Source organism: Pseudarthrobacter sp. NPDC058329 (genome assembly GCF_042879835.1).
Taxonomy (GTDB): Bacteria; Actinomycetota; Actinomycetes; order Actinomycetales; family Micrococcaceae; genus Arthrobacter.
In genome coordinates, this window is the sequence record NZ_JBHVZR010000014.1 from 20,108 (window position 1) to 39,917 (window position 19,810).

The window sequence follows — 19,810 nt, forward strand, 5'->3', positions numbered from 1 at the left end:
CTGCCGGCTGGCTAAGCCTGATGGGCCTGGGACGTGGCTGCGATGAGTCCCATCATGGCCGAGTGCAGTTCGCTGACCTGGCCGCGGGTCAGGCCCAGGCGTTCCATCATGGTGCCGGGTACCTGGAGCGCCTGCTGCCGAAGGGCTGCCCCTGCAGGAGTGAGGTCGACGGCGAGGGCGCGCTCGTTGCCGTCCACCCGCCGTCGTGAAATCAGGCCGGACGCCTCAAGCCGCCGCAGCAAAGGCGAGATGGTGGCCGGTTCCTGCGCAAGGGCATCGCTGATGTTTCGTACCGTGCGCGGGCTGGACTCCCACAGGCACAGCATGACCAGGTACTGCGGGTGGGTGAGGTTCAACTTTTCGAGCACGGGTTTGTACGCTCCCACCACGCTGCGCGAGGCAACGGTCAGGGCAAAGCACAGCTGGTGCTCAAGCAGCAGGTCATCCTCCGGGCTGTCCCCGCCGCCGGGCGCGGTGCCGGCTTCGGTGGAAGTGCTGGATGCAGCGGTCAACAGGGCCTCCAATTGTTAGTGCACTAATTATTAGCGTACACTGTTGCCAGGAAATGTGGACTCTGGAAGGAGCCGGTTCATGGGTAAGGCCAGTTCAGAAGGCAAGGACAACGCTTCGCAGCGGTTCATGCGGGCAACCGGTAAGTTGCGGGCGATCTTCGGTCCGGCAAACCGCTCCTCCCTCCTGCACGACATGACGGAGGAAAACCGCCGGCTCCTGGCCCAGCGTGAAGCTGAAACCCGGCAATGGGACACCGTCACGCGGCCGGACGGCAGCACCTACGTGGTGCCCAGGAACCCGGACGACAAGTCGCTTCGCTGACACCCGGACCGCGGAGCGTTTTCGGGCGCCCGGGCGTAAAATAAGGGCACTGGCTCCGCGAGGAACAGTGGCTTATTCGGAACGGCTCTTCTTTCCCTGGATGCGGGAAGGGGGTGGATAACAGTGGCACGTGCACTCAGCGGCTTTATGAACGCGACTGACAGGCTCCGCTTCTTCTTTGGACCGGCCTCCCGCCTGGACACCAGCCTGCCCGTGGTACACAAACATGACGAGTTTGAGCAGGCCTCGGAGGAGGAACTCACACAGTTTGTGGTGGAAACGGATACGGCCGGCCACCACTACGCCGTACGCCGCGACGAGCTGGAAAAGGAGGCCTGACTTCGGTCAGGCCCGATCGGCGTTGCCGCGGTAACCCGCGGAAAGACAAAAGAAATGCACTGGCAAGGGATTGGATCCCCTGCCAGTGCATTTTTTGTTGCGTTGTCGGCGCCGGTTAGCGGCCGGTGCCGCCGTACACTGTGGCTTCGTTATCGCTGTCCAGCTCAAAGGCCTGGTGGATGACCCGCACAGCCTCGTCCAGCAGATCCGCATGGGTAACAACCGAGATGCGGATTTCAGACGTGGAGATCATGTTGATGTTGATCCCGGCGCCCGAGAGTGCCTTGAAGAAGGTCGCGGAGACGCCCGGGTGCGAGCGCATGCCGGCGCCGATCAGGGAGAGCTTGCCGATCTGCTCGTTGTACTCGATGGTCTCGAAGCCGATTTGGTCCTGCGCCGCATGAAGGGCCGCCAGGGCGTCTGCGCCTTCCACGATGGGCAGCGTGAAAGAGATGTCCGTCCGGCCGGTGCCGTGGGTGGAGACATTCTGCACGATCATGTCGATGTTCGAGTGTGCATCGGCGATGACCTGGAAGATCGCGGCGGCCTTGCCGGGAATGTCCGGAACGCCAACAACTGTGACCTTGGCTTCGGAACGGTCGTGTGCGACGCCGGAGATGATTGGCTGCTCCAAGGCAACTCCCTCTTGTGTGGTGATCTTGTCTTCGGCACTGGGGATGACCCAGGTGCCTTCATGCTGGCTGAATGACGAGCGGACGTGCAGCGGAACACCGAACCTGCGCGCGTACTCGACGCAGCGAAGGTGCAGGATCTTGGCGCCGGAGGCTGCGAGTTCAAGCATTTCCTCGCTGGAGATCTTGTCGATCTTCTGGGCGGAGGGGACAACGCGGGGATCGGCCGTATAGATGCCGTCCACATCCGTGTAGATCTCGCAGACGTCGGCTTCCAACGCTGCTGCCAGCGCTACGGCCGTTGTGTCCGAACCGCCGCGGCCCAGGGTTGTGATTTCGTTGGTGGCCCGGCTCATGCCCTGGAAGCCCGCCACAATGGCGATGTTGCCCTTATCCAGGGCGGTGCGGATGCGGTGGGGATCGACGTCGATGATCCTCGCCTTGCCATGGATGCCGTCGGTGATCATGCCGGCCTGGGAACCGGTGAAGGACTGGGCGGAGGCACCCAGTTTGTTGATGGCCATGGCCAGGAGCGCCATGGAGATGCGCTCACCGGCGGACAGCAGCATGTCCATTTCGCGGGCCGGGGCTGAATCTGTTACCTGGCTTGCCAGGTCCAGGAGCTCATCGGTGGTGTCGCCCATGGCCGACACCACAACAACCACCTCATTGCCCGCCACCTGGGCGTCCACAACGCGCTTGGCCACGCGCTTGATGCCTTCTGCATCAGCTACGGAGGAACCGCCGAACTTCTGAACGATGAGCTGCTTGGTTGCGGCACCGCCGGCGGGCAGCTCCTGCTGCTGCATTGCGTTGTGCACTTCGGTAGTGGGCGTACTCATGCGCGTACCTTCACTGGATCAATGGGAGTCCGGCCAGACAGCCGTAACGCTGTATTGGCCCTGACGCTGGGAATTAACGCCGCTGTTGGCGCGACTTCTGGCTCCAGTTTATCGCCGTCCGTGGCCGGGCGTTGAATTGTGACCGAATCTCAGCCCGTTGAAGGACCTGTGGGAAACCTCCCGGGGCGTACGCTCAAACTGTCAAAATGCATCACAAGACCCGGGGGACAGGTGCGCGTTAGGTGGCAATGATTTCTGAATTACCGGAGGCAGCGAACGGGCCGGAAGCCGACGACGGCATCACGGCCCGGGCGGTAAGCCGCAGCTTCGGAGCGGTACGCGCCGTCGAGCATATGGACTTCCATGCGCCCGCCGGAAAGGTGACAGCGCTGATCGGACCGAACGGGGCGGGCAAAACGACACTGTTGCTGATGCTGGCGTCACTGCTGGCGCCTGATGAGGGCAGCATCAGCGTGGGCGGGCTCGATCCGCGCAGGCACCGGGCGGAAGTGCGGCGCCGGCTGGGCTGGATGCCGGACATGCTGGGAGTGTGGGAGTCGCTGACCGCCCGTGAAATCCTCACGCAGATGGCCCGCTTCTACCGGCTTCCGGCACACGGCATCGGGCGGAGGGTCCCGGAGATGCTCGAAAGGGTGCGGCTCGATGACCTGGCAGACCAGCCGGCGCGGGTGCTGTCCCGCGGGCAGCAGCAGCGGCTCAGCCTGGCCCGGGCCCTGATCCATGACCCGTCCGTCCTGCTGCTCGATGAGCCTGCCTCGGGGCTGGACCCGGGCTCCCGCGTGGAACTGCGGGTCATGCTGCGGCAACTCGCGGCCGAGGGTAAGGCCGTGGTGGTCTCCTCCCACGTACTCAGCGAACTGGACGAAATCGCCGACGCAGCGGTGTTCGTCAACAAAGGCCGTACGGTTCGACATCAAACCACTGAAGAAGCTGCCGCCGCCGGCCGCCGCTATGCGGTCTTTGGCTCCGACCCCGCCGCACTTGCTGCCAAGCTCAATGAGCTGGGCCTGGCGTTCCGCCGGGAAGACGGGCGGCGACCTGGCGTGAGCCTCATGTTGCGAAGCGACGACGACGCCGAGCGGCTGCTGCGCGACCTGGTGCTGGCCGGCGTCGGCGTCAGTTCCTTTGCCCCCGCCTCCGGGGCCCTTGAAGAGACATACATGAGCCTTGAGGGGGAGCGGCAATGAGCCACACGACGGAAGACCGCCGGCACGGGGTCAGCGGCAGCGGAGTTGGCGGCTACCTGCCCGGCATTAGGGACGTGGTGGTCCTGGAGCTCAAGCAGCGGCTGCGGTCCCGTGGCTGGTACATCATGCTGGCCATTTGGTTTGCCCTGACGGGGCTGGTGACCTGGCTGACCTGGGCCAGCTGGAACGCCTCCCAAGCGGCGCAGCGTGAGTTCCCGGGCTATGTACCGCCGCCCGAATCGGGGCCGGGGTCGATGATCTTCGAGGTGGTCCTGGCGTTTGTCCTGCTGTTTGCGTTGCTTGTTGCCCCGGCTCTCTCTGCGAATGCCGTGAATGGTGACCGGGCAGGCGGCACGCTGGCCATCCTCCAGGTGACGCTGTTGCAGCCCGGCCAGATTCTGTGGGGCAAGTTCTTTGCAGCCTGGGCCGCGGCGCTGGCCTTCCTGGTGGCGAGTACCCCGTTCCTGGTGATCGGGGTGGCGCTGGGCGGGATGACTCCCGGCCATGTGCTGGTGGCGCTGCTGATGCTGGCAGTTGAGGTGGGTGTGGTGTGTGCCGTCGGTGTGGGCGTCTCCGCACTCGCCGGCAGGCCGCTGTTCTCCATTGTGGTCACTTACCTGGCAGTGGCCGGGCTGGCGGTCGGCACACTGATCGCCTTTGGGCTGGGCACGGGGCTTACCCAGGGCACGCTCATGGCGAACCAGGCTCAATACCGCACGAACGCTACTCTCAGCAACGGGCCCGTGGAACCCGAATACACCTGCTCCGGGCCACTGCAGGAACAGAGTGTGATGCGGACAGAACGGGTGGCCTGGATGTTGGCCATGAACCCCTACGTGGTGGTGGCTGACGCGATTCCGTACCCGGACCGCGCCGGCCAGCAGGGCTTCACCTCTGTGGGGGCGATAGAGAACGTCAGCCAGGGCGCGCGGTATGCCATGGCGGGTCCGGAAGGAACCTTCCCGTGCGCTAACGGAGAGGTGAAGCCGCGGTACCTGGCGCAGTCCACACCGCTATGGCCACTGGGCCTTGGCCTGCAACTCGTGCTGGCGGCGCTGCTGATGTGGCTGGGCTGGCGTTCACTCCGGACCCCGGCCCACCGGCTGGCACGGGGCACACGAATCGCCTAGGTGCTTCCCGGGACCGGCCCTGCCGCGGCGGGCATGTGGCGGCAGCGCGCCCGGGCGGGTCAGCCGGAAGAGGGGTGCGGGCTGTCCAGTCTGAACATCAGCAGGGGGAAGGCTTTGCCGGCCGTGTCCTGGTGGGACGGAACCGCGGTGTCCCGCTGGAACCCAAGGCTTTGCAGGAGCCGGACTGAGGCGCGGTTGGGTTCGTAGACTGCTGCGACGATGGTGCTGACACCGCATCGCGTGAAGAGCCATGAGACAAGCGCCGCCGCAGCCTCGCGGCCGTACCCGCGGTGCTGGTGGGAGGGATTCAGGACATACGCCAAGGCCGCGTGCCCGGCCGCATGTTCTCCGGGGGCGAGCACGCCAGCCTCGGTCAGGGCCGTGCTGTTCCATGTGCGTGCGTCGCCGATGACTTGACCCGAATCCCGCAGGGTAATGGCCCAGCCGTAGTTGAACCATTGGCCGGTGGAAGCCTTGCCAAGGGCCAGCAGCTGCAACAGCCTTTCCCGGTTTGCCTCCGCATCGAAGGGAGCGTGCGAAAGGTATTGGGTGGCTGCGGGGTCGCTCCGGTACTGGTGGATGGCGTCCTCGTCAGAACCGTCAACCAGGCGCAGGACAAGCCGATCGGTGACCAGAGGCCTTATCTCTTCCAGGACCATTGCCTGCCGAACCTCAGGTCAGGGCGTTGCGGCGGCCCTCGAAGGCACGCCCCAACGTGACCTCATCTGCATATTCGAGGTCACCGCCCACCGGCAGCCCGGACGCCAGCCGGGTCACGGTGATCCCGATCGTCTTCAGCATGCGGGCAAGGTAGGTGGCTGTTGCTTCCCCCTCGAGGTTGGGGTCGGTGGCGATGATGACTTCCTGGATGGCGCCGTCGTTCAGCCGGGTGAGGAGTTCGCGGATACGTAGCTGCTCCGGGCCGATACCGGCGATCGGATTGATGGCCCCGCCCAGCACGTGGTACCTGCCCCGGAACGAACGCGTGCGTTCCACGGCGAGGACGTCCTTCGACTCCTCCACCACACAAATTACCGCCGGATCCCGCCGGGGGTCGCGGCAGATGTTGCATAGTTCCTGCTCCGTGACATTGCCGCAGACGGTACAGAACTTGACCCGTTCCTTGACGGACGTGATGGCCTCCACCAGCCGCTTCATGTCCTGGGGATCCGCCTCAAGGATGTGGAACGCCAGCCGCTGTGCGGATTTTGGGCCCACGCCGGGAAGGCGTCCGAGCTCGTCAATCAGCTCTTGGACAGCACCTTCGTACACGTTTTTCCTCTTTAGCTATGGGTGGACAGTGGTTGGATCAGTAGCGGGGTGCAACAGGACTTCCGTCCAGGGAACGCTCTTCGATCAGTTTGCCGCCAAGGATTCGTTCCACCGCGGCCCGGCCGAACACCCCGGATTCCTCAATGGTCTCATCGTCGGCGCTGGGGATGTCCTGTACATAGCTGGCAGCGGCGGGAACCGCACGGGCAGGAGCCTTGGCCCGGCCTGCCTCGGCCTCCGGGCTGTTGGACAGGCGCTGGTAAAGGCTTTGCCGGGTGCCCGCCGCAGCAGGGGAATCGGTAGGAACAGGTGAAGCCGCCGGGGCACCCTGCGCGGGCGCAGCAGCCGGGGAAGCCGCAGAAGCCGTGCGGGCGGGCGCCGCTGCGGGCGCGGCCGAAGCCATGGCGTACTCCCGCGCCGGCTCGGGGGCGGAACCTGAGGGAGCAGAACCGGAGGGAGCTGGACCTGAGGGAGCGGAACCCAAGGAGGCGCCGCCCGAGGGAATCCCGTCCGGGGGAACCGCGCCTGAGGGGACGGGGGCAGGGGGCGCCGGTTCCGCAACCGTCGCCCGGGTGCTTGTCAGCGCAGGCGACGCTGCACTTGGAGCCAAACCCCACTCGGCGTCCACGGAAGAACCCGCCGTGGTAACAGGGATGGACGGCGGAACCTGGGCCGCAGCGGGCTCATAGCGTGTGGCTGAGGGGGCAGCAACCGCTTCCTCTGCAGGCGCCACCGCGGGTACGTTCCTGCCCACATTGCTGGCTTCCCCAACAACCCAAACACCCGGTGCCTGCTCAACGGCACGGGTCCAGGGATCGGGAGCCTCGACTCCCGGGGGAGCGGCCGTTGGAGACATGGCTGCTGAGGTTGGGATGCTGGCCTCTGTGCCGGGTGGTGGGCCATGCCGGCCTGAACTGGCGGGACCGGAGGTGCCGGCACTGGCAGGGGCGGTAGCGGAGCGGCTGCCGGACCGCGCGGAAGGGTCCCAGTCCAGGGGAGGTTCCTCTTCCAGTGGCGGCGCGTCCTCGTCCCGGGGCTGTCCCCAATCGTCGTCGGAGTAGGAGTAGTCACCGGCGCCAGCGTACGAGCCGGGCTGAACCGAAGGAGCCGGCGGGGAGGCCGCCGGAGGATGAGCCGGGGACAGGCTGCCGGCTGCCGTCCGGTGCGCGGAGGACGGGCCGGCAACGGGTGCAGGCGCCTCCGGGGAGGGGCCGCCAGCTTCGACGCGGTCAGCCGAGGGTGTGCCGGTGGCAGGTTCGCCCGCCTGGGCCAGGGATGAACCGGTGCGTGGTGCGGGCCGAGGTTGGGAAAACGCTGCTGCATCCACAGCCGGGGACGCCGGCGCGGGTACCAATCCCCAGGCAACATCGGCTGACGTTGCAGGGGCAGCTGATGCCGCCGGGTCAGTTGAAGGTGCCGGGTCAGTTGAAGGTGCCGGCTCAGTTGAAGGTGCCGGGGCGGGCCGGCTGGGGGGTGCTTTTGGGTTTGGCTCAGAGCTCGTCCGGCTGGCGCTTCCGCCGGCCACCGCGTTGATCTGGCAGTCGATGCCCACAGTTTTGTGGATCGCCTGCCGAAGGTTCTCCGAATGGTCTGCGCGGCCAAAGGCGCCGGCGAGCCCGGACGTGGCGAACGACAGTGTGAGGATCTGGCCGTCGAACGCGCTGACCTGTGCATTGGGTTCAACAAGTGCCCAGGTGCTGCGCTTGATCTTGGACAGCGTCTGCAGGACATCCGGCCACGCCCGGCGCAGCACTTCCACGTCGCCCATGGCGGTAGGAGCCACGGCGGGAACGGAGCCGGCAGGCGCCGGTTCCGGCCGGGCCGCAGCAGGGGCGGCCTGTGCAGCCGCAGCCTGCCTGGTGTCTGGTGCCGGTGTACCGCCTGTGGGACCTGCAGCAGGTATTACGGCGGCGGGGCGTCCCGGGCCGGGGCTCGAATCCGCGCGGCCCGGGCGCGAGTCCGTAGAAGCCTCGACGGGCCAGTCGCTGGTGCTGACCCGTGGAGCAGTCAGGGGAGCGCGGCTGTCCGCCTCGGCCGGGCTGGCCGTTGCAGTGTTGCCCGCCGATGATGCGCGCGCCGGTTCCGGCGCGGCGGCCGCGGGTTCGTGGGTGGCGGGCCGGGGAACGGCGGATTGGGGGGCTGCCGGCGCTGGGGGCGCGGGTTGGGGTATGACTGGTTCCGGAACTGCCCGCGCGGCTGCGGCCGGTTCGGGAGCCACCTGCGTTGCAGCACTGCGCACGGCGGCCTCAGGTTGTTGGGCCGCTGGGACGGCGGGAGCACCGACGTCGGTCCCTGCGTAGTTGAGCCGCCGCTCTACACGGTCTATCCGGGCAGCCATGCCGCGCTCGTTCTGCTCGGAACTGGGGAGCAGGATGCGGGCGCACAGGAGTTCCAGGTGGAGCCGCGGGGATGTGGCTCCGGTCATTTCGGTCAACGCCGTGTTAGTGACGTCGGCGGCGCGGGACAGCTCCGCTGCACCGAGGTTGTGCGCCTGGTTTTTCAGCCGCGCGATCTGGTCCGCAGGCATGCCGCGGAGAATGGTCTGGGCGCTTTCGGGCATGGCCTGGACGATGATGAGGTCGCGGAAGCGCTCCAGCAGGTCCTCGACAAAGCGGCGTGGGTCATGGCCGGTCTGGATGACCCTGTCCACGGCGCGGAAAATAGTGGCGGAGTCTGACGCCGCGACAGCCTCAACGACGTCGTCCAGCAATGACGCGTGCGTGTAGCCGAGGAGCGCCACGGCCAGTTCGTAGTCGAGCCCGTTGGGCCCGGCGCCGGCCATCAGCTGGTCCAGGACCGACAGGGAGTCGCGGACGGAGCCGCCGCCGGCGCGGATCACCAGTGAGAGCACGCCGGGAGCGACCGGGACGTTCTCCTGGTTGCAGAGAAGTTCCAGGTAGGCCATCAACGGCTCCGGCGGCACGAGCCGGAAGGGGTAATGGTGCGTCCGGGAGCGGATGGTGCCGATGACCTTGTCCGGCTCCGTGGTGGCAAAGATGAACTTGATGTGTTCCGGGGGTTCTTCAACGATCTTCAGCAGGGCGTTGAACCCGGCGGAGGTGACCATGTGGGCTTCGTCAATGATGAAGATCTTGTAGCGGTCCCGGACGGGAGCATAGGTGGCCCGCTCGCGAAGGTCCCTGGCATCGTCAACGCCGCCGTGGCTGGCGGCGTCAATCTCGATGACGTCCAGCGAGCCTGAGCCGCCCCGGGCCAGCTCAACGCAGCTGGGGCAGGTGCCGCAAGGGGTATCCGTGGGGCCCTGGGCGCAGTTCAGGCAGCGGGCAAGAATGCGGGCGGAGGTGGTTTTGCCGCAGCCCCTGGGACCCGAAAAAAGGTAGGCGTGGTTGACCCGGTTTTTCCGCAAAGCCGTCATGAGCGGCTCGGTGACATGTTCCTGCCCGATAACGTCAGCGAACGAGTCGGGACGGTATCTGCGGTAGAGGGCGGTAGTAACTGTCACAGAGAAAACCCTACCAATCCGGGCTGACAGTTCGCCGCCCTGTGGGGGAATAGTAAAGACCCCCCATGCACCCGCCAGAGCCCATTTACCCTTGCTACCTTCCGGTCCTGGGGGAGTTCAACAGGATGACGCCACATGAGGGGCCGCCAGTTACTTTACCCGAACTTCAGGCGTGACTCGAATCGGCCGCCGACTGCGACCAGCCCTCAACCCGCCAGCTCATAAAAGTCGGTTCCTCATAGGGGTGGGCGGCCCGCAAAGCAGCCACCACTGCCGGAAGCTTGTGCCGCTCAACCACGCACTCAATCCGGTCCTCCGGCACTTCCTCCGGCGCCCCCACGCGCCCAAGGTAAGGTGCGGCGCCGTCGTGCGCGGTGAAGCGGCCAACGCCTGAGGCAACAAAGGAGCAATGCGAGTAGTTGCCGATCCTGCCCGCGCCGGCGTCACCGATGGCCTTGAGGACCTGTTCCGTGTGGGTGCCTGGAACGTAAACCACCAGTGCATGAAGCTCGGTCATGCATCCCATCGTGCCGGAAGAGCCCCTCAATGGGTGCAAATCCATTGCTTATCCAACTCCCACCCATGATCATGGGTATGTACACCGATTGGGGCAATCTCAAGATTGTGAGCTGTGAGGCCTGGCTGAACGGAGCCGGACCCGGCAGCTCAACGGTGTTCCGGTGGAATGGGCGCATTGGGGGCGTCCATTTCTGGGTTAAGCCTTAGCCCGGAGTCCGCTTCCCGGGGAAGCTGGAAACGCTTCTGCGCCAGCGAAGCACCCCGATTGGGCGAAGTGGAAAAGTTCAGGTACTCTAGTATCTGCTTTTGATTCAGAAGCAGCTGGAGAATTCGCCTAGCGGCCTATGGCGCACGCCTGGAACGCGTGTTGGGTTAACGCCCTCGGGGGTTCAAATCCCCCATTCTCCGCCGGTAAAGAACCCGGCCCCGGCATTGCCGGGGCCGGGTTCTTTCGTTTAACGGAGGTTCACCAGCCCCGGCCCGCCCGCCTCAGTGAAGCCAAGCCGGCGGAGCCGTTCGCGTGCGGCCAGCTCACTCGGGCCGCGGCGCCCCAGTGCTAGGCGTACGACGACGAGCACCACCTTCGTGGCGAGCCTCACCGGCAGCGGGAACGGACCGAGCCGTGGTACGGACAGCCCGAGCATCCGGCGGTACTTCGGTTCGAGGCTGTACACCGCTCCCGCGAAGAGGACGCGGTAGCCGGGCCGAAGCATGGGGTGCAGCGGCGGATTGCGGATGAACGTCACGGTTTCTGTTACCCGGCCATCCACCCGAAGCTCACCGTCGCGGAAAAACCGCTCCAGTTGCGCGCGCATGTCCTTCTCCGAAAGCGGTGGATCCTGCACGCCCATCAGCCTGCCGGCCTGGGCCCATTCACGGACGTATGCGTCGGGGCCGCCGGGGATGGGACCGCCCCACAGCCCATGGGCTGTGAGGAAGGCGTCAGTAAAGGCGATGTGGATCCAACTGGCAAGCTCCGGATCGTTGGCGCTGTAGTTCCGCGGTGTTCCTTGATTGTCCACGAAGCTGCCCTGGACCGGCTCGTGCAGGCGCCGTACCCGGCGCGACGCCTCCTCCGCCGCTGCCTTCGAGCCGTAGGTAACAGTAAAAATCCAGCGGATGGTGGCTGCCAGGCGGGCGAGGGGGTCCTCCTGGAAGTTCGAGTGCTCGTGGACGCCGGCAAGGGCGCCGGGATGCAGGGACTGCATAAGAAGGGTGCGGATTCCGGCAACGATTGGCGACATGGAACCATGCACCGCCCACACAGCCGAACCCGGCAGGTGGTACCCGGGGTCGTCCCCCTCTGCCAGCTTCGGCACCCAGTCCGGCACCTCATCAGCCCTGCCCGTAAAGGTTTTCTTAAGTTCGTCCTGCCATTTCCCAAGGAAATTCCGCATATTTCATTGTGCCCTGCAAGGGAACCCTGTGGGTTAGCCGGCCCCATACCTCAAGGTTTTCGCAAGTAATGCCCGGCACCATGAAACGGGGTTCACAGGCTGCCGGGCCCTGTGGTCCCATGGGAGAACCGTCAGCTCGGGTGCGGTGATTAGTTACGGAGACAGGCATTGGGGAATCATCAGAAAACGGGTAAGCATACGGACGTGCGGCGTCCCAACGTTTCGGTGCTGCGCGCCCTGACCGCCACTGGTGCTGTTGCCTTATCCATCTGGTCCCTGAACCTGGCCGGCAGTGCGGTGGAGCGGGAGGCGTCGATCGCCGCAGCCGCCAAGACTGACACGGGGACAACCACTTCCGGCGGCGGCCGCTCGGACGGGCCGACGTCGGACAGGGTCGGTGCCGGGATGCTGCAGGCCACCGCCTTCACGAATCCGGATGCGCTCGTCACGTTTCCCCATGCTGCGATAGGCGGGTACCGCGGGGAGAACTCCACGGTATCGGTGGGCACCACAGGATTTGCCAGGCCGCCGGCCGGATTCTTAATGGCGCCGCTGTCTCTGCTGAACGCGAGCTCACCCTTCGGTTTCCGGGTAAGCCCGCTGTCCGGGGCCGCGGGCGACTTCCACTTGGGGCAGGATTACGCCGCCCCTTGCGGAACCAGTGTCTACGCGGCGGACTCCGGATTGGTGCGTGCTGCAGGTTGGCACCCCTGGGGAGGTGGCAACAGGGTGGAGATCGATCACGGCAACGGCCTGATCACCACGTACAACCACCTGGAGGCCATTGCCGTCCGTTCCGGGGACGAGATTAACGCCGGCCAGGTCCTCGGCGAGGTGGGCAGCACCGGATGGTCAACGGGATGCCACCTGCACTTCGAGACAATCCTCAACGGCCGTCACACGAGTCCGCAGAAGTGGGGCCTCATGCCTGCGCGGCCCGTCGACGGCGGTGCAACAGGGGAGATGCGAAGCTACCTGCCGGGTTCCGGTGCTCCCTCCCAGGGGACCATCAGTTGGGCGCTGCCGCTGAGCCACGATCACGACGACGACCATAACGACGGTGGAATCCAGGCAGGAACGCCTATGACGCCCGCCTCTCCGCCGTTGCTGTGGCCTGCCGCAGCGGCCACGCCTCCCCGCAATTTGCTGACTCCGTCGCCCACTGCGTCGGCACCGACGGGCAGCCCGAGTCCGTCGTCGCCCACCGCAACGCCAACGACGCCGACACCGACACCGACTGCGCCCACGCCGTCGCCGGGTGCTTCGTCGCCGTCGCCGTCGCCGTCCCCGGCGCCGACGCCCACTGAGACGACCCCGACCACTCCGTCCCCGACGCCGACTGAGACGACGCCCGCCCCGACCACGCCGTCCCCGACGCCGACTGAGACGACGCCGACCCCGACGCCCACGCCGACGCCGACGGAGGTCACGCCGCCGCCGGCTGAACCAACGCCCTCACCGACGCCGTCCCCCGCGCCGATCGAGCCTTCCCCGACACCTACAACCACACCGCCGCCCGTCCCGATTGATCCCTCGGAACCGTCGGTGACGCCCACGCCAACGCCTACGTCAACGCCGTCGGCCTCACCGACCACCGCGTCCCCGGCGCCGGACACCTGCCCCGCCGAGCCGTCCCCTGCTGCATCGACAACTGATCCCGCCGGAGAGCAACTTCCGGTGGACCCAACCTGTACTCCGATTGTGCGCGATCCCGCTGACCCTGCATGACGCCACCGGGGCTGAGGCAGGTTCAGAAGGAAAGCGGCGAGGGCCACGGGCGCCGTGGAAAAGCGCTGGCCTGGAACTCAGCCCTTTCCCGAATTAATTCTGCGATGGCGCAGTTCTTTTATCTTTTTCCACACGGGCTTCGGCGATTTACCCAAAGTTTGCCAAATGTCTGATTGGATAAACCTTACTGATTGGTACAAGGGAAGCGCCGTTTCCCACCGACCACAGAGGTTGCAATGGAACACATCGAGGCCGAGCATCCCCGGCCGCGCCACTTCCTTCTCCACCTGAGCGATCCCCACTTGATGGGAGGTCCGGACCCCCTGTACGGCGTCGTTGACAGCGAAGCGCGGCTCATCCAACTCTTCGAAGAAGTCAAGGCGTCCGGGGCGCGGCCGGGGGCAGTCATCTTCACCGGCGACCTCGCAGACAAGGGCGACCCGGAAGCCTATGCGAAACTGCGTGCCATTGTGGAGCCGGCCTGCCAGGACATGGGCGCAAGGGTCATTTGGGCGATGGGGAACCACGACAACCGGGCGAACTTCCGGAAGGGCCTGCTGGACCAGCCCGGCAATGACGCCCCCGTGGACCACAGCTACTTCATCAACGGATTGCGCGTCATCACTTTGGACACGTCAGTGCCGGGCTTTCACCATGGCGAACTCAGCGACGCCCAGCTGGACTGGCTGGCGGCGGAACTGGAGACGCCCGCTCCGGATGGCACCATCCTGGCGCTCCACCACCCGCCCGTTCCCTCCGTCCTTGACCTCTCGGTCCTGGTTGAGCTGCGGGACCAGGCATCCCTCGCCGCGGTGGTCCACAAGTCGGATGTCAGGACCATACTGGCCGGCCACCTGCACTACTCCACTACGGCGAGCTTTGCCGGTGTTCCCGTCTCCGTGGCTTCCGCCAGCTGTTATACGCAGGACCTGAACGTTGCGGTGGGAGGCACTCGGGGACACGATGCCGGGCAGTCCTTCAACCTGGTGCACGTCTACGAGCACACCATCGTGCACTCCGTGGTCCCGCTGGGCAGTTCGACAACGGTGGGGGAGTACGTTCCACCGGAAGAGACAGCCCGCCGGCTGGAGGCCGCAGGCATCCGTATCCCGGAGACCACCAAGCAGCGGAGCAGCGCCCGGGCTGAACTGTCTTCCGGGCGCTAGACCGTCTGCCTACTTTTCCCAGGGCGCCTTGATGGGGAAGTACTTCTCCAGGAAGTCTGTGACCAGTTCGGCGCGCTCGTCCGCGTGCACCTCCGGGAAGCTGCCGTCGTTCAGGCAGAAGAAGTCCATGTTCCGCTTGGACAGCAGCTTGGGCAGGTAGTTCAGCCCGGTCCGCATGGTGGTGTCCACGTAGCGGACCTTGGCGGATGTCTGGGTGACGGCACGCCCTGTCAGCAGTGCGTAGTAGTGGTAGAACGAGTTGGTGACGGAGATGTTGTCCGCGGCGCGGAACCGGCTGGCCGCGGTCTTGCGGAACTCCTCAGGGAACTCCCGCTCCATCCTGGAAACCACACTGCGCCGCAGCGGCGCAGCAGTGTGCTCAAGGTGTCGCGTAGTGATTCGTCCGAACCGGTTCCACAGCAGCTTCCGGTTTACCCGGGCTGCATTCTCGAAGCCGCTGCGTTCCGCCGCGTTCTCGCCCAGGCCGATCCGGGTTTCCGCCTCGATGAACTTGGTGATGCCGCCGGGGGTGAAGAACAGATCCGGACTGACCGGCCGGCCAAAGAACATGTCATCGTTTGAATACAGGAAGTGCTCGGACAGGCCTTCGATGTTGTGCAGCTGGCACTCGACCGCCTGCGAGTTGTGGGTGGGCAGCACGGAAGGATCGGAGAAGAACTCCTCACTGCGCACTATCGTGACCGCCGGGTGGTCTGCAAGCCAGGCCGGCGCGGGGGAGTCCGTGGCGATGAAGATCCGGCGGATCCAGGGCGCGAACAAGTAGACGGACCGCAGCGCGTATTTGAGCTCGTCGATTTGGCGGAAGCGGGCCTCGTGGTCGTCGCCTTCGCCCAGGACAACATCCTTCTGCTGGGCGCGCCGGGCGGCAATGTATTCGGGCGAGCTGCCGTCCACCCAGGAGAACACCAGGTCCACGTCGAAGCTGATGTCGCTGGCGTGGTCGGCGAACATGTTCTCGATGGTGGGCCAGGTGTGGCCGTAACGTTCCACCGTGCCGCGTACCGCGTCCTGCCGCAGCATGGTGCGGCGGGTCAGGGAGTTCTCGATCGGAAGGATCAGTTCCTCCCCTTCGAAGGACCACAACTCGATCTGCACTCCGGCGGAGGCACCAAATTCGAAGCCTCCCACCGGTTCGACGCGGGGGCGGTACAGGCGGAAAATCCGTGCCTGCCGGTTGGAGGACAACTCGCCGTCCGCCACCAGCACGGAGACCTTTTTCTTGGCGTCCACCGTCATGGAGTAGACCGGTTCGTCGCGGCAGGCCTCCACCAGGGCAGCACGGAGCTTCTTGCGGTCCTTCCAGTCCAGGGCGATGACGGGCCGGTCATTGTTGCCCCGGACCAGCAGGTATTCGAGGCCGGCCTCCGCCAGTACATTGCGCAGGAACAGCAGGTCCTCCACCATGGCCTGGTAGGGCGTCCTGTTGTAGTTGATCAGGGCGTAGCGGCCTTTGTGCCTGATGACGTCCGGGCGGTGCCGAAGGCGCTGCTCAGCCGCCGCAGAGGTGACCTCTGCGTGAAATTGTTCCTCTACGGACGCCTGGCTGCCGTAGTAAACCTCGTCCTGTACCGGTGCTTCTGTAATGGTCGTCTCCGTGCTCGTCAAAGTAAGCGTTCCTACCTGCATGATAGCCGCGCGGGGGAAACAGCAGGTTTCGGGCAGGGCTGCCGGGGGGTACGGAAGGGGGTTAGGCGCCCAGCGCCTCACGCCAGCTGCGCAGGAAAGCACCGCCGGCGTCGTCGTGGATGACGGAGGCTTCAAGCCCCAGGTCGGCGGCGGTCAGGACGGCGTATGGCTTGTCCGGAACACCGTCCGCGGGGCGGACATCCACATGCTTCACCGGGTGGTCGTTGTGGTGGAGCCAGTCAGCCATGGCGTAGTCCGTGCGGGAATCGCCCACCGTACGCCACGCCTGGGGCGTGATGCCTTGGGCGGCGAGCAGTTCCACCGCCCGGCTGGCGCCCAGGTCCTTGCCAAGCCGTACTGATTCAATGTCCGTGGAGATGATGGTGGGGTCCACGCGGTAGTCCACTTCGTCGTCGGAATTCGGGGCGTGGTGGTCCAGCCGGACCACGCCCAGCCCGTGGCGGGCCATCAGGTCCATGGCGTCGGCGTCGAAGAGTTTCTGCTCGGCGAGGTATTCGGCGCTGGGCACCTCGATGTGCTGTTCCACGGACACCATGGCCCGCTTGGTCTCGTCGAAGAACATGTGCGCCGAGTAGTCCTCGGCCACCATCCGCCGGACGTCGTCACCATAGGCTGCGGGCACCGCCAGTTCCCGGTCCACATGGATGGGGCCGGGCCCGGCAGCAGTGTAGCTGAACCAGACGGCGCCCTTTTCGCAGACTGCGTGGATGATGGTGCCGGCCGGAATGCCTGCCGCGATCATCGGTTCCATGACCTGCTCCCGGATGAAGGCATCGGAGCGGCCGGTGTTGAAAATTACGGGGATGCCGGCAGCGGCAAGCGCCACGAGGTCACCGATGATTTCCTGTTTTACGTCACGGGTCACGGGGCTTGCCACCGGTCCGTCCACATCCAGCAGCAGTGCGAGGGGAGGCGTGGCCGGATGGCGTTCGCCGGACGTGGACGTGGCTGGGAACTCGGAGGCTGTCATGGCTCCATTCTGTCAGCAGCGCCATGAAGTCCCGGCGCGGGCGCGGCGACGGTCACCGCACAGGGCAGTTGGTCACTGTTTGGCTACAACCTGCCCGGCGGCATGCCTGCTACTTTCGCTGGGACCCTTGCGTGCCTAGGGTGGCATGGTGATATTCAAAGCTGTGGGCGAGGGCCGCCCTTACCCTGACCATGGTTACAACACGCCGAAGGAGTGGGCTGCGCTGCCCCCGCGTCCGGTCAGGCTGGACGAGCTGGTGACCACCAAGCGCACCCTTGACCTTGAGGCTCTCCTTGCCGAAGATTCCACCTTCTTTGGCGACCTTTTCCCGCATGTGGTGCAGTACCAGGGAACCCTCTACCTTGAGGACGGCCTGCACCGCGCCGTCCGGACCGCCCTGCACCAGCGCACCGCGATCCACGCCCGCGTGCTGGTCATAGATGGCTAGGAAAAAGCAGCAGGACGCCAGCGTCCTCCACGGCCACCACGTTGTCAGCGGCCCCGAGCTTCGGGCCACCTTCGAAGCGGGGGGCGACGCCGACGACACCGCGCGCGTGCGCCGCCGCGTGCTGCATGCGGTGGTGCTGGTGGTCCTCATTGGACTGATCGTTGCCGCCATTATCACCGCACTGGCCATCATCGACGGGCGCCTCAGGATTCCCGCCGCGGAGCCGGCAGAGGAGACCGCCACCAGCTGCCCCACGGCAACCTTCGACTACACGCCCCACGAGAAGATCAACCTCAACGTCTACAACTCCACCAGCAGGCCGGGGCTGGCGCGGTCAGTGGCGGACGAGTTCCTTGCCCGCAAGTTCGTGGTGGGGGCGGTGTCCAACGTGGAGGCCAGCTACCGGGGCGTTGCCGCTGTGGTGTCCGGGGCGGCCGGCCAGTCCGCCGCGTTCAGCGTCCAGCGCAACCTGCAGGGCTCGGACTACTTCCAGGACGGCAGGACAGACGGCAGCGTGGATGTGATCCTGGCCCAGGACTACGGCGCGCTGGCCCCGCCGGAACTCGTTGACCAGACGCCTGGCACCCTTAGCTGCCCGCGCGAAAGCCGCCGGGTTGCCGATGACGACAAGTGGCCGGTCATGCCGTCCGCCGCGCCCGCTCCCTGAGCCCTGCCCTGCAGATGCGCTATCAGATCGGGTTGTCAAACGGGCCTGATAAGGACCAAAAGTGATAGGGCAACTCAGCCGGCCACGGCGGGAAGCGGGGCCACGCGCACGGGGCGTCCGGCGTCGTCGAACCTTGCTCCGGCGCCCAGCTGGATAAAGCGCACGGTCCTGGCCACCCTGGCTTCCAGCTCCGCGGGCTCGTCGCTGCCCCTGGCCGCGCTGGAGGAGAGCGTGCCAAGGATCAGCTGCGCCTGCTGGCCGATGTCCGCTGCCGTCAGGTAGCCCTGCTCCATTCCGTCGCGGAGGATGCCCTGCAGCAGGACGCTTAGCTCGCCCACGTGGTCGGCGAGTTTGGCAAAGGACGACGGCGACAGCACGGCTCCCATCGCCGGCCCCGGCGGCAGGTGGCGGCGGCTGAGGTCCACCACCTGGGCGCGGACGTACAGTGCCAGCCGCTCCACCGGGTTGTCCAGGCGGCCAAGTGCCTCGCGGAGCTCGGACAGGAACTTTTCGGTCTCCTCAAGGGCGTAGGAGATGAGGAGCTCTTCGATGTCCGCGTAGTAGTTGTACACGGCGGTGCGGCCGACCCCTGCATGGCGGGCCACATCGGTCATGGTCAGCCCGGGAAGGCCATGGGAAAAAAGGAGCTCGCCGAAGGCGGTAAGGATGCGGCGCTGAGTTTCTGCGCGCTGCTCGGCGTTGCTGGCCGCTGAAATCCTGGGCATGTAGACACTTTACCGCGAAGTGTCACCAAATCCGCGCTAGACCGGGCAGCCGTCCGGGCCGCAGGCGTCGCCGTCGGCGGAGTTCACCAGGACCAACGGGTTGGCCTCCTGCCACGCCTGGGTGAGGGCGGCGGTGAATGTCCCCACCGGTTGGGCGCCGGAGAGGCCGAACTTGCGGTCAATGACGAAGAAGGGGACGCCGCTGATGCCCAGGGACCGGCCTTCCTCGAAATCGAAACGGACGTCGTCGGCGTACTTATCCGTGGTGAGGAGTTCCTCCACCTCGTCCGTGCCGATGCCAAGGTCCAAGGCAAGCGACGTGAGGTATGCGCGGCTGCCGATGTCCTTGCCGTGCTCGAAGTGGTCGCTGAGCAGGCGCTCCTTGGCCTCATCCTGCTTGCCGTGGGCGGCCGCACAATGGATCAGGCGGTGCGCCGTGAAGCTGTTCGCCACAACCACCGAGTCGAATCGGTAGTTAAGGCCCTCGCCCTTGGCCTGCTGCTCGACATGGTCGAACATCTGCGAAACCTGCTGCCGTGGCATGCCCTTGCGGCTGCTGAGGTAGTCCAGTTCGGTCCCGTCATAGTGCTCGGGCAGGCCGGGATCCAGCTGGTAGCTGCGCCACTTTACCTCCACCGCATCGCGGTGCTCGAAGGTGGACAGTGCTGCCTCGAAGCGGCGCTTGCCGATGTAGCACCACGGGCACGCGACATCGGACCAGATTTCAATCTTCATGCTGTGGGCAACCCGGGAGCCTGGCACGGCATTCCTGCGCACCAGTGTTAGATACCGCACAGTAGGG

Annotated in this window: 20 protein-coding genes, 1 tRNA gene, 1 other RNA gene and 1 pseudogene; 9 read left to right on the plus strand and 14 right to left on the minus strand. The window is 65.8% G+C overall.

The genetic code is table 11. From position 1 onward, the window contains the following. Positions 1–11 precede the first annotated feature (11 nt). Positions 12–512 (minus strand): MarR family winged helix-turn-helix transcriptional regulator, encoded by a 501-nt coding sequence (locus ACFVYC_RS16530; protein WP_387552269.1) that lies wholly within the window; start codon positions 510–512, stop codon positions 12–14. Positions 513–591: 79 nt separating this feature from the next. Here ACFVYC_RS16530 and ACFVYC_RS16535 point away from each other — a divergent pair, with 79 nt between their 5' ends. Then, positions 592–834: a hypothetical protein gene (locus tag ACFVYC_RS16535; RefSeq protein ID WP_387552271.1), complete on the plus strand. Its 243-nt coding sequence runs from the start codon at positions 592–594 to the stop codon at positions 832–834. A 123-nt stretch (positions 835–957) separates the two neighbouring features. After that, positions 958–1,173: a hypothetical protein gene (locus tag ACFVYC_RS16540; RefSeq protein WP_387552273.1), complete on the plus strand. Its 216-nt coding sequence runs from the start codon at positions 958–960 to the stop codon at positions 1,171–1,173. A 115-nt stretch (positions 1,174–1,288) separates the two neighbouring features. Here the strand turns inward: ACFVYC_RS16540 and ACFVYC_RS16545 are convergent, their stop codons facing one another. Further along, on the minus strand, positions 1,289–2,647 hold the full coding sequence (locus ACFVYC_RS16545) for an aspartate kinase (RefSeq protein ID WP_387552275.1): 1,359 nt from the start codon (positions 2,645–2,647) through the stop codon (positions 1,289–1,291). Positions 2,648–2,895: 248 nt separating this feature from the next. On the opposite strand from ACFVYC_RS16545, the gene ACFVYC_RS16550 reads away from it, so the two are divergent. Both ACFVYC_RS16550 and ACFVYC_RS16555 read left to right on the plus strand, forming a co-directional pair. After that, positions 2,896–3,855, plus strand: a complete 960-nt coding sequence (locus ACFVYC_RS16550; RefSeq protein WP_387552277.1) for an ABC transporter ATP-binding protein — start codon at positions 2,896–2,898, stop codon at positions 3,853–3,855. Then, complete coding sequence (locus tag ACFVYC_RS16555; protein WP_387552279.1) at positions 3,852–4,985, plus strand: ABC transporter permease; 1,134 nt, start codon at positions 3,852–3,854, stop codon at positions 4,983–4,985. The genes ACFVYC_RS16550 and ACFVYC_RS16555 overlap by 4 nt, the downstream gene beginning before the upstream one ends. Positions 4,986–5,044: 59 nt before the next feature. On the opposite strand, the gene ACFVYC_RS16560 is transcribed toward ACFVYC_RS16555, so the two are convergent. From ACFVYC_RS16560 to ACFVYC_RS16580, 5 genes are all read right to left on the minus strand, one after another. Next, positions 5,045–5,644 (minus strand): GNAT family N-acetyltransferase, encoded by a 600-nt coding sequence (locus tag ACFVYC_RS16560; RefSeq protein WP_387552281.1) that lies wholly within the window; start codon positions 5,642–5,644, stop codon positions 5,045–5,047. Between the two features lie 13 nt (positions 5,645–5,657). Then, positions 5,658–6,257, minus strand: coding sequence for a recombination mediator RecR (gene recR, locus ACFVYC_RS16565; RefSeq protein ID WP_387552283.1), 600 nt, complete (start codon positions 6,255–6,257; stop codon positions 5,658–5,660). Between the two features lie 37 nt (positions 6,258–6,294). Further along, positions 6,295–9,720: a DNA polymerase III subunit gamma and tau gene (locus tag ACFVYC_RS16570; protein ID WP_387552285.1), complete on the minus strand. Its 3,426-nt coding sequence runs from the start codon at positions 9,718–9,720 to the stop codon at positions 6,295–6,297. Between the two features lie 51 nt (positions 9,721–9,771). Then, positions 9,772–9,868: signal recognition particle sRNA small type (gene ffs / locus ACFVYC_RS16575), an RNA gene on the minus strand. 18 nt (positions 9,869–9,886) lie between these two features. Beyond that, on the minus strand, positions 9,887–10,237 hold the full coding sequence (locus ACFVYC_RS16580; protein WP_387552287.1) for a hypothetical protein: 351 nt from the start codon (positions 10,235–10,237) through the stop codon (positions 9,887–9,889). A 325-nt stretch (positions 10,238–10,562) separates the two neighbouring features. On the opposite strand from ACFVYC_RS16580, the gene ACFVYC_RS16585 reads away from it, so the two are divergent. Continuing rightward, a tRNA-Ser gene (locus ACFVYC_RS16585) sits at positions 10,563–10,647 on the plus strand. Between the two features lie 47 nt (positions 10,648–10,694). Here the strand turns inward: ACFVYC_RS16585 and ACFVYC_RS16590 are convergent. Both ACFVYC_RS16590 and ACFVYC_RS16595 read right to left on the minus strand, forming a co-directional pair. Further along, positions 10,695–11,636, minus strand: coding sequence for an oxygenase MpaB family protein (locus ACFVYC_RS16590; RefSeq protein WP_387552289.1), 942 nt, complete (start codon positions 11,634–11,636; stop codon positions 10,695–10,697). Positions 11,637–11,815: 179 nt separating this feature from the next. Next, positions 11,816–12,145 (minus strand): hypothetical protein, encoded by a 330-nt coding sequence (locus tag ACFVYC_RS16595; protein ID WP_387552438.1) that lies wholly within the window; start codon positions 12,143–12,145, stop codon positions 11,816–11,818. 34 nt (positions 12,146–12,179) lie between these two features. Between ACFVYC_RS16595 and ACFVYC_RS16600 the strand changes: the two are divergent. After that, positions 12,180–12,533 (plus strand): annotated as a pseudogene (locus ACFVYC_RS16600) (M23 family metallopeptidase); the annotation flags it as partial. Positions 12,534–12,673: 140 nt separating this feature from the next. On the opposite strand, the gene ACFVYC_RS16605 reads toward ACFVYC_RS16600, so the two are convergent. After that, a complete protein-coding gene (locus ACFVYC_RS16605) occupies positions 12,674–13,411 on the minus strand; it encodes a hypothetical protein (RefSeq protein WP_387552440.1) in 738 nt (245 codons plus the stop codon). Between the two features lie 189 nt (positions 13,412–13,600). Here ACFVYC_RS16605 and ACFVYC_RS16610 point away from each other — a divergent pair, with 189 nt between their 5' ends. After that, the gene (locus ACFVYC_RS16610) at positions 13,601–14,530 is read left to right on the plus strand and encodes a phosphodiesterase (RefSeq protein WP_387552291.1); all 930 of its coding nucleotides are present in this window, start codon (positions 13,601–13,603) and stop codon (positions 14,528–14,530) included. Positions 14,531–14,539: 9 nt separating this feature from the next. On the opposite strand, the gene ACFVYC_RS16615 is transcribed toward ACFVYC_RS16610, so the two are convergent. Both ACFVYC_RS16615 and ACFVYC_RS16620 read right to left on the minus strand, forming a co-directional pair. Next, positions 14,540–16,177: a stealth family protein gene (locus tag ACFVYC_RS16615; protein ID WP_387552293.1), complete on the minus strand. Its 1,638-nt coding sequence runs from the start codon at positions 16,175–16,177 to the stop codon at positions 14,540–14,542. A gap of 61 nt (positions 16,178–16,238) precedes the next feature. After that, entirely contained in the window at positions 16,239–17,168 is a 930-nt protein-coding gene (locus tag ACFVYC_RS16620) for a hypothetical protein (RefSeq protein WP_387552295.1), read from the minus strand. Positions 17,169–17,316: 148 nt separating this feature from the next. Between ACFVYC_RS16620 and ACFVYC_RS16625 the strand changes: the two genes are divergently transcribed. Then, a complete protein-coding gene (locus ACFVYC_RS16625; protein ID WP_170850843.1) occupies positions 17,317–17,616 on the plus strand; it encodes a type II toxin-antitoxin system VapB family antitoxin in 300 nt (99 codons plus the stop codon). Then, positions 17,609–18,283: a LytR C-terminal domain-containing protein gene (locus ACFVYC_RS16630; protein WP_387552297.1), complete on the plus strand. Its 675-nt coding sequence runs from the start codon at positions 17,609–17,611 to the stop codon at positions 18,281–18,283. Before ACFVYC_RS16625 ends, ACFVYC_RS16630 begins: the two co-directional genes overlap by 8 nt. A gap of 74 nt (positions 18,284–18,357) precedes the next feature. Here ACFVYC_RS16630 and ACFVYC_RS16635 read toward each other — a convergent pair whose 3' ends face one another. Continuing rightward, on the minus strand, positions 18,358–19,008 hold the full coding sequence (locus tag ACFVYC_RS16635; protein ID WP_387552299.1) for a TetR/AcrR family transcriptional regulator: 651 nt from the start codon (positions 19,006–19,008) through the stop codon (positions 18,358–18,360). A 36-nt stretch (positions 19,009–19,044) separates the two neighbouring features. Next, positions 19,045–19,743, minus strand: coding sequence for a DsbA family oxidoreductase (locus ACFVYC_RS16640; RefSeq protein WP_387552301.1), 699 nt, complete (start codon positions 19,741–19,743; stop codon positions 19,045–19,047). Positions 19,744–19,810: the final 67 nt, after the last annotated feature.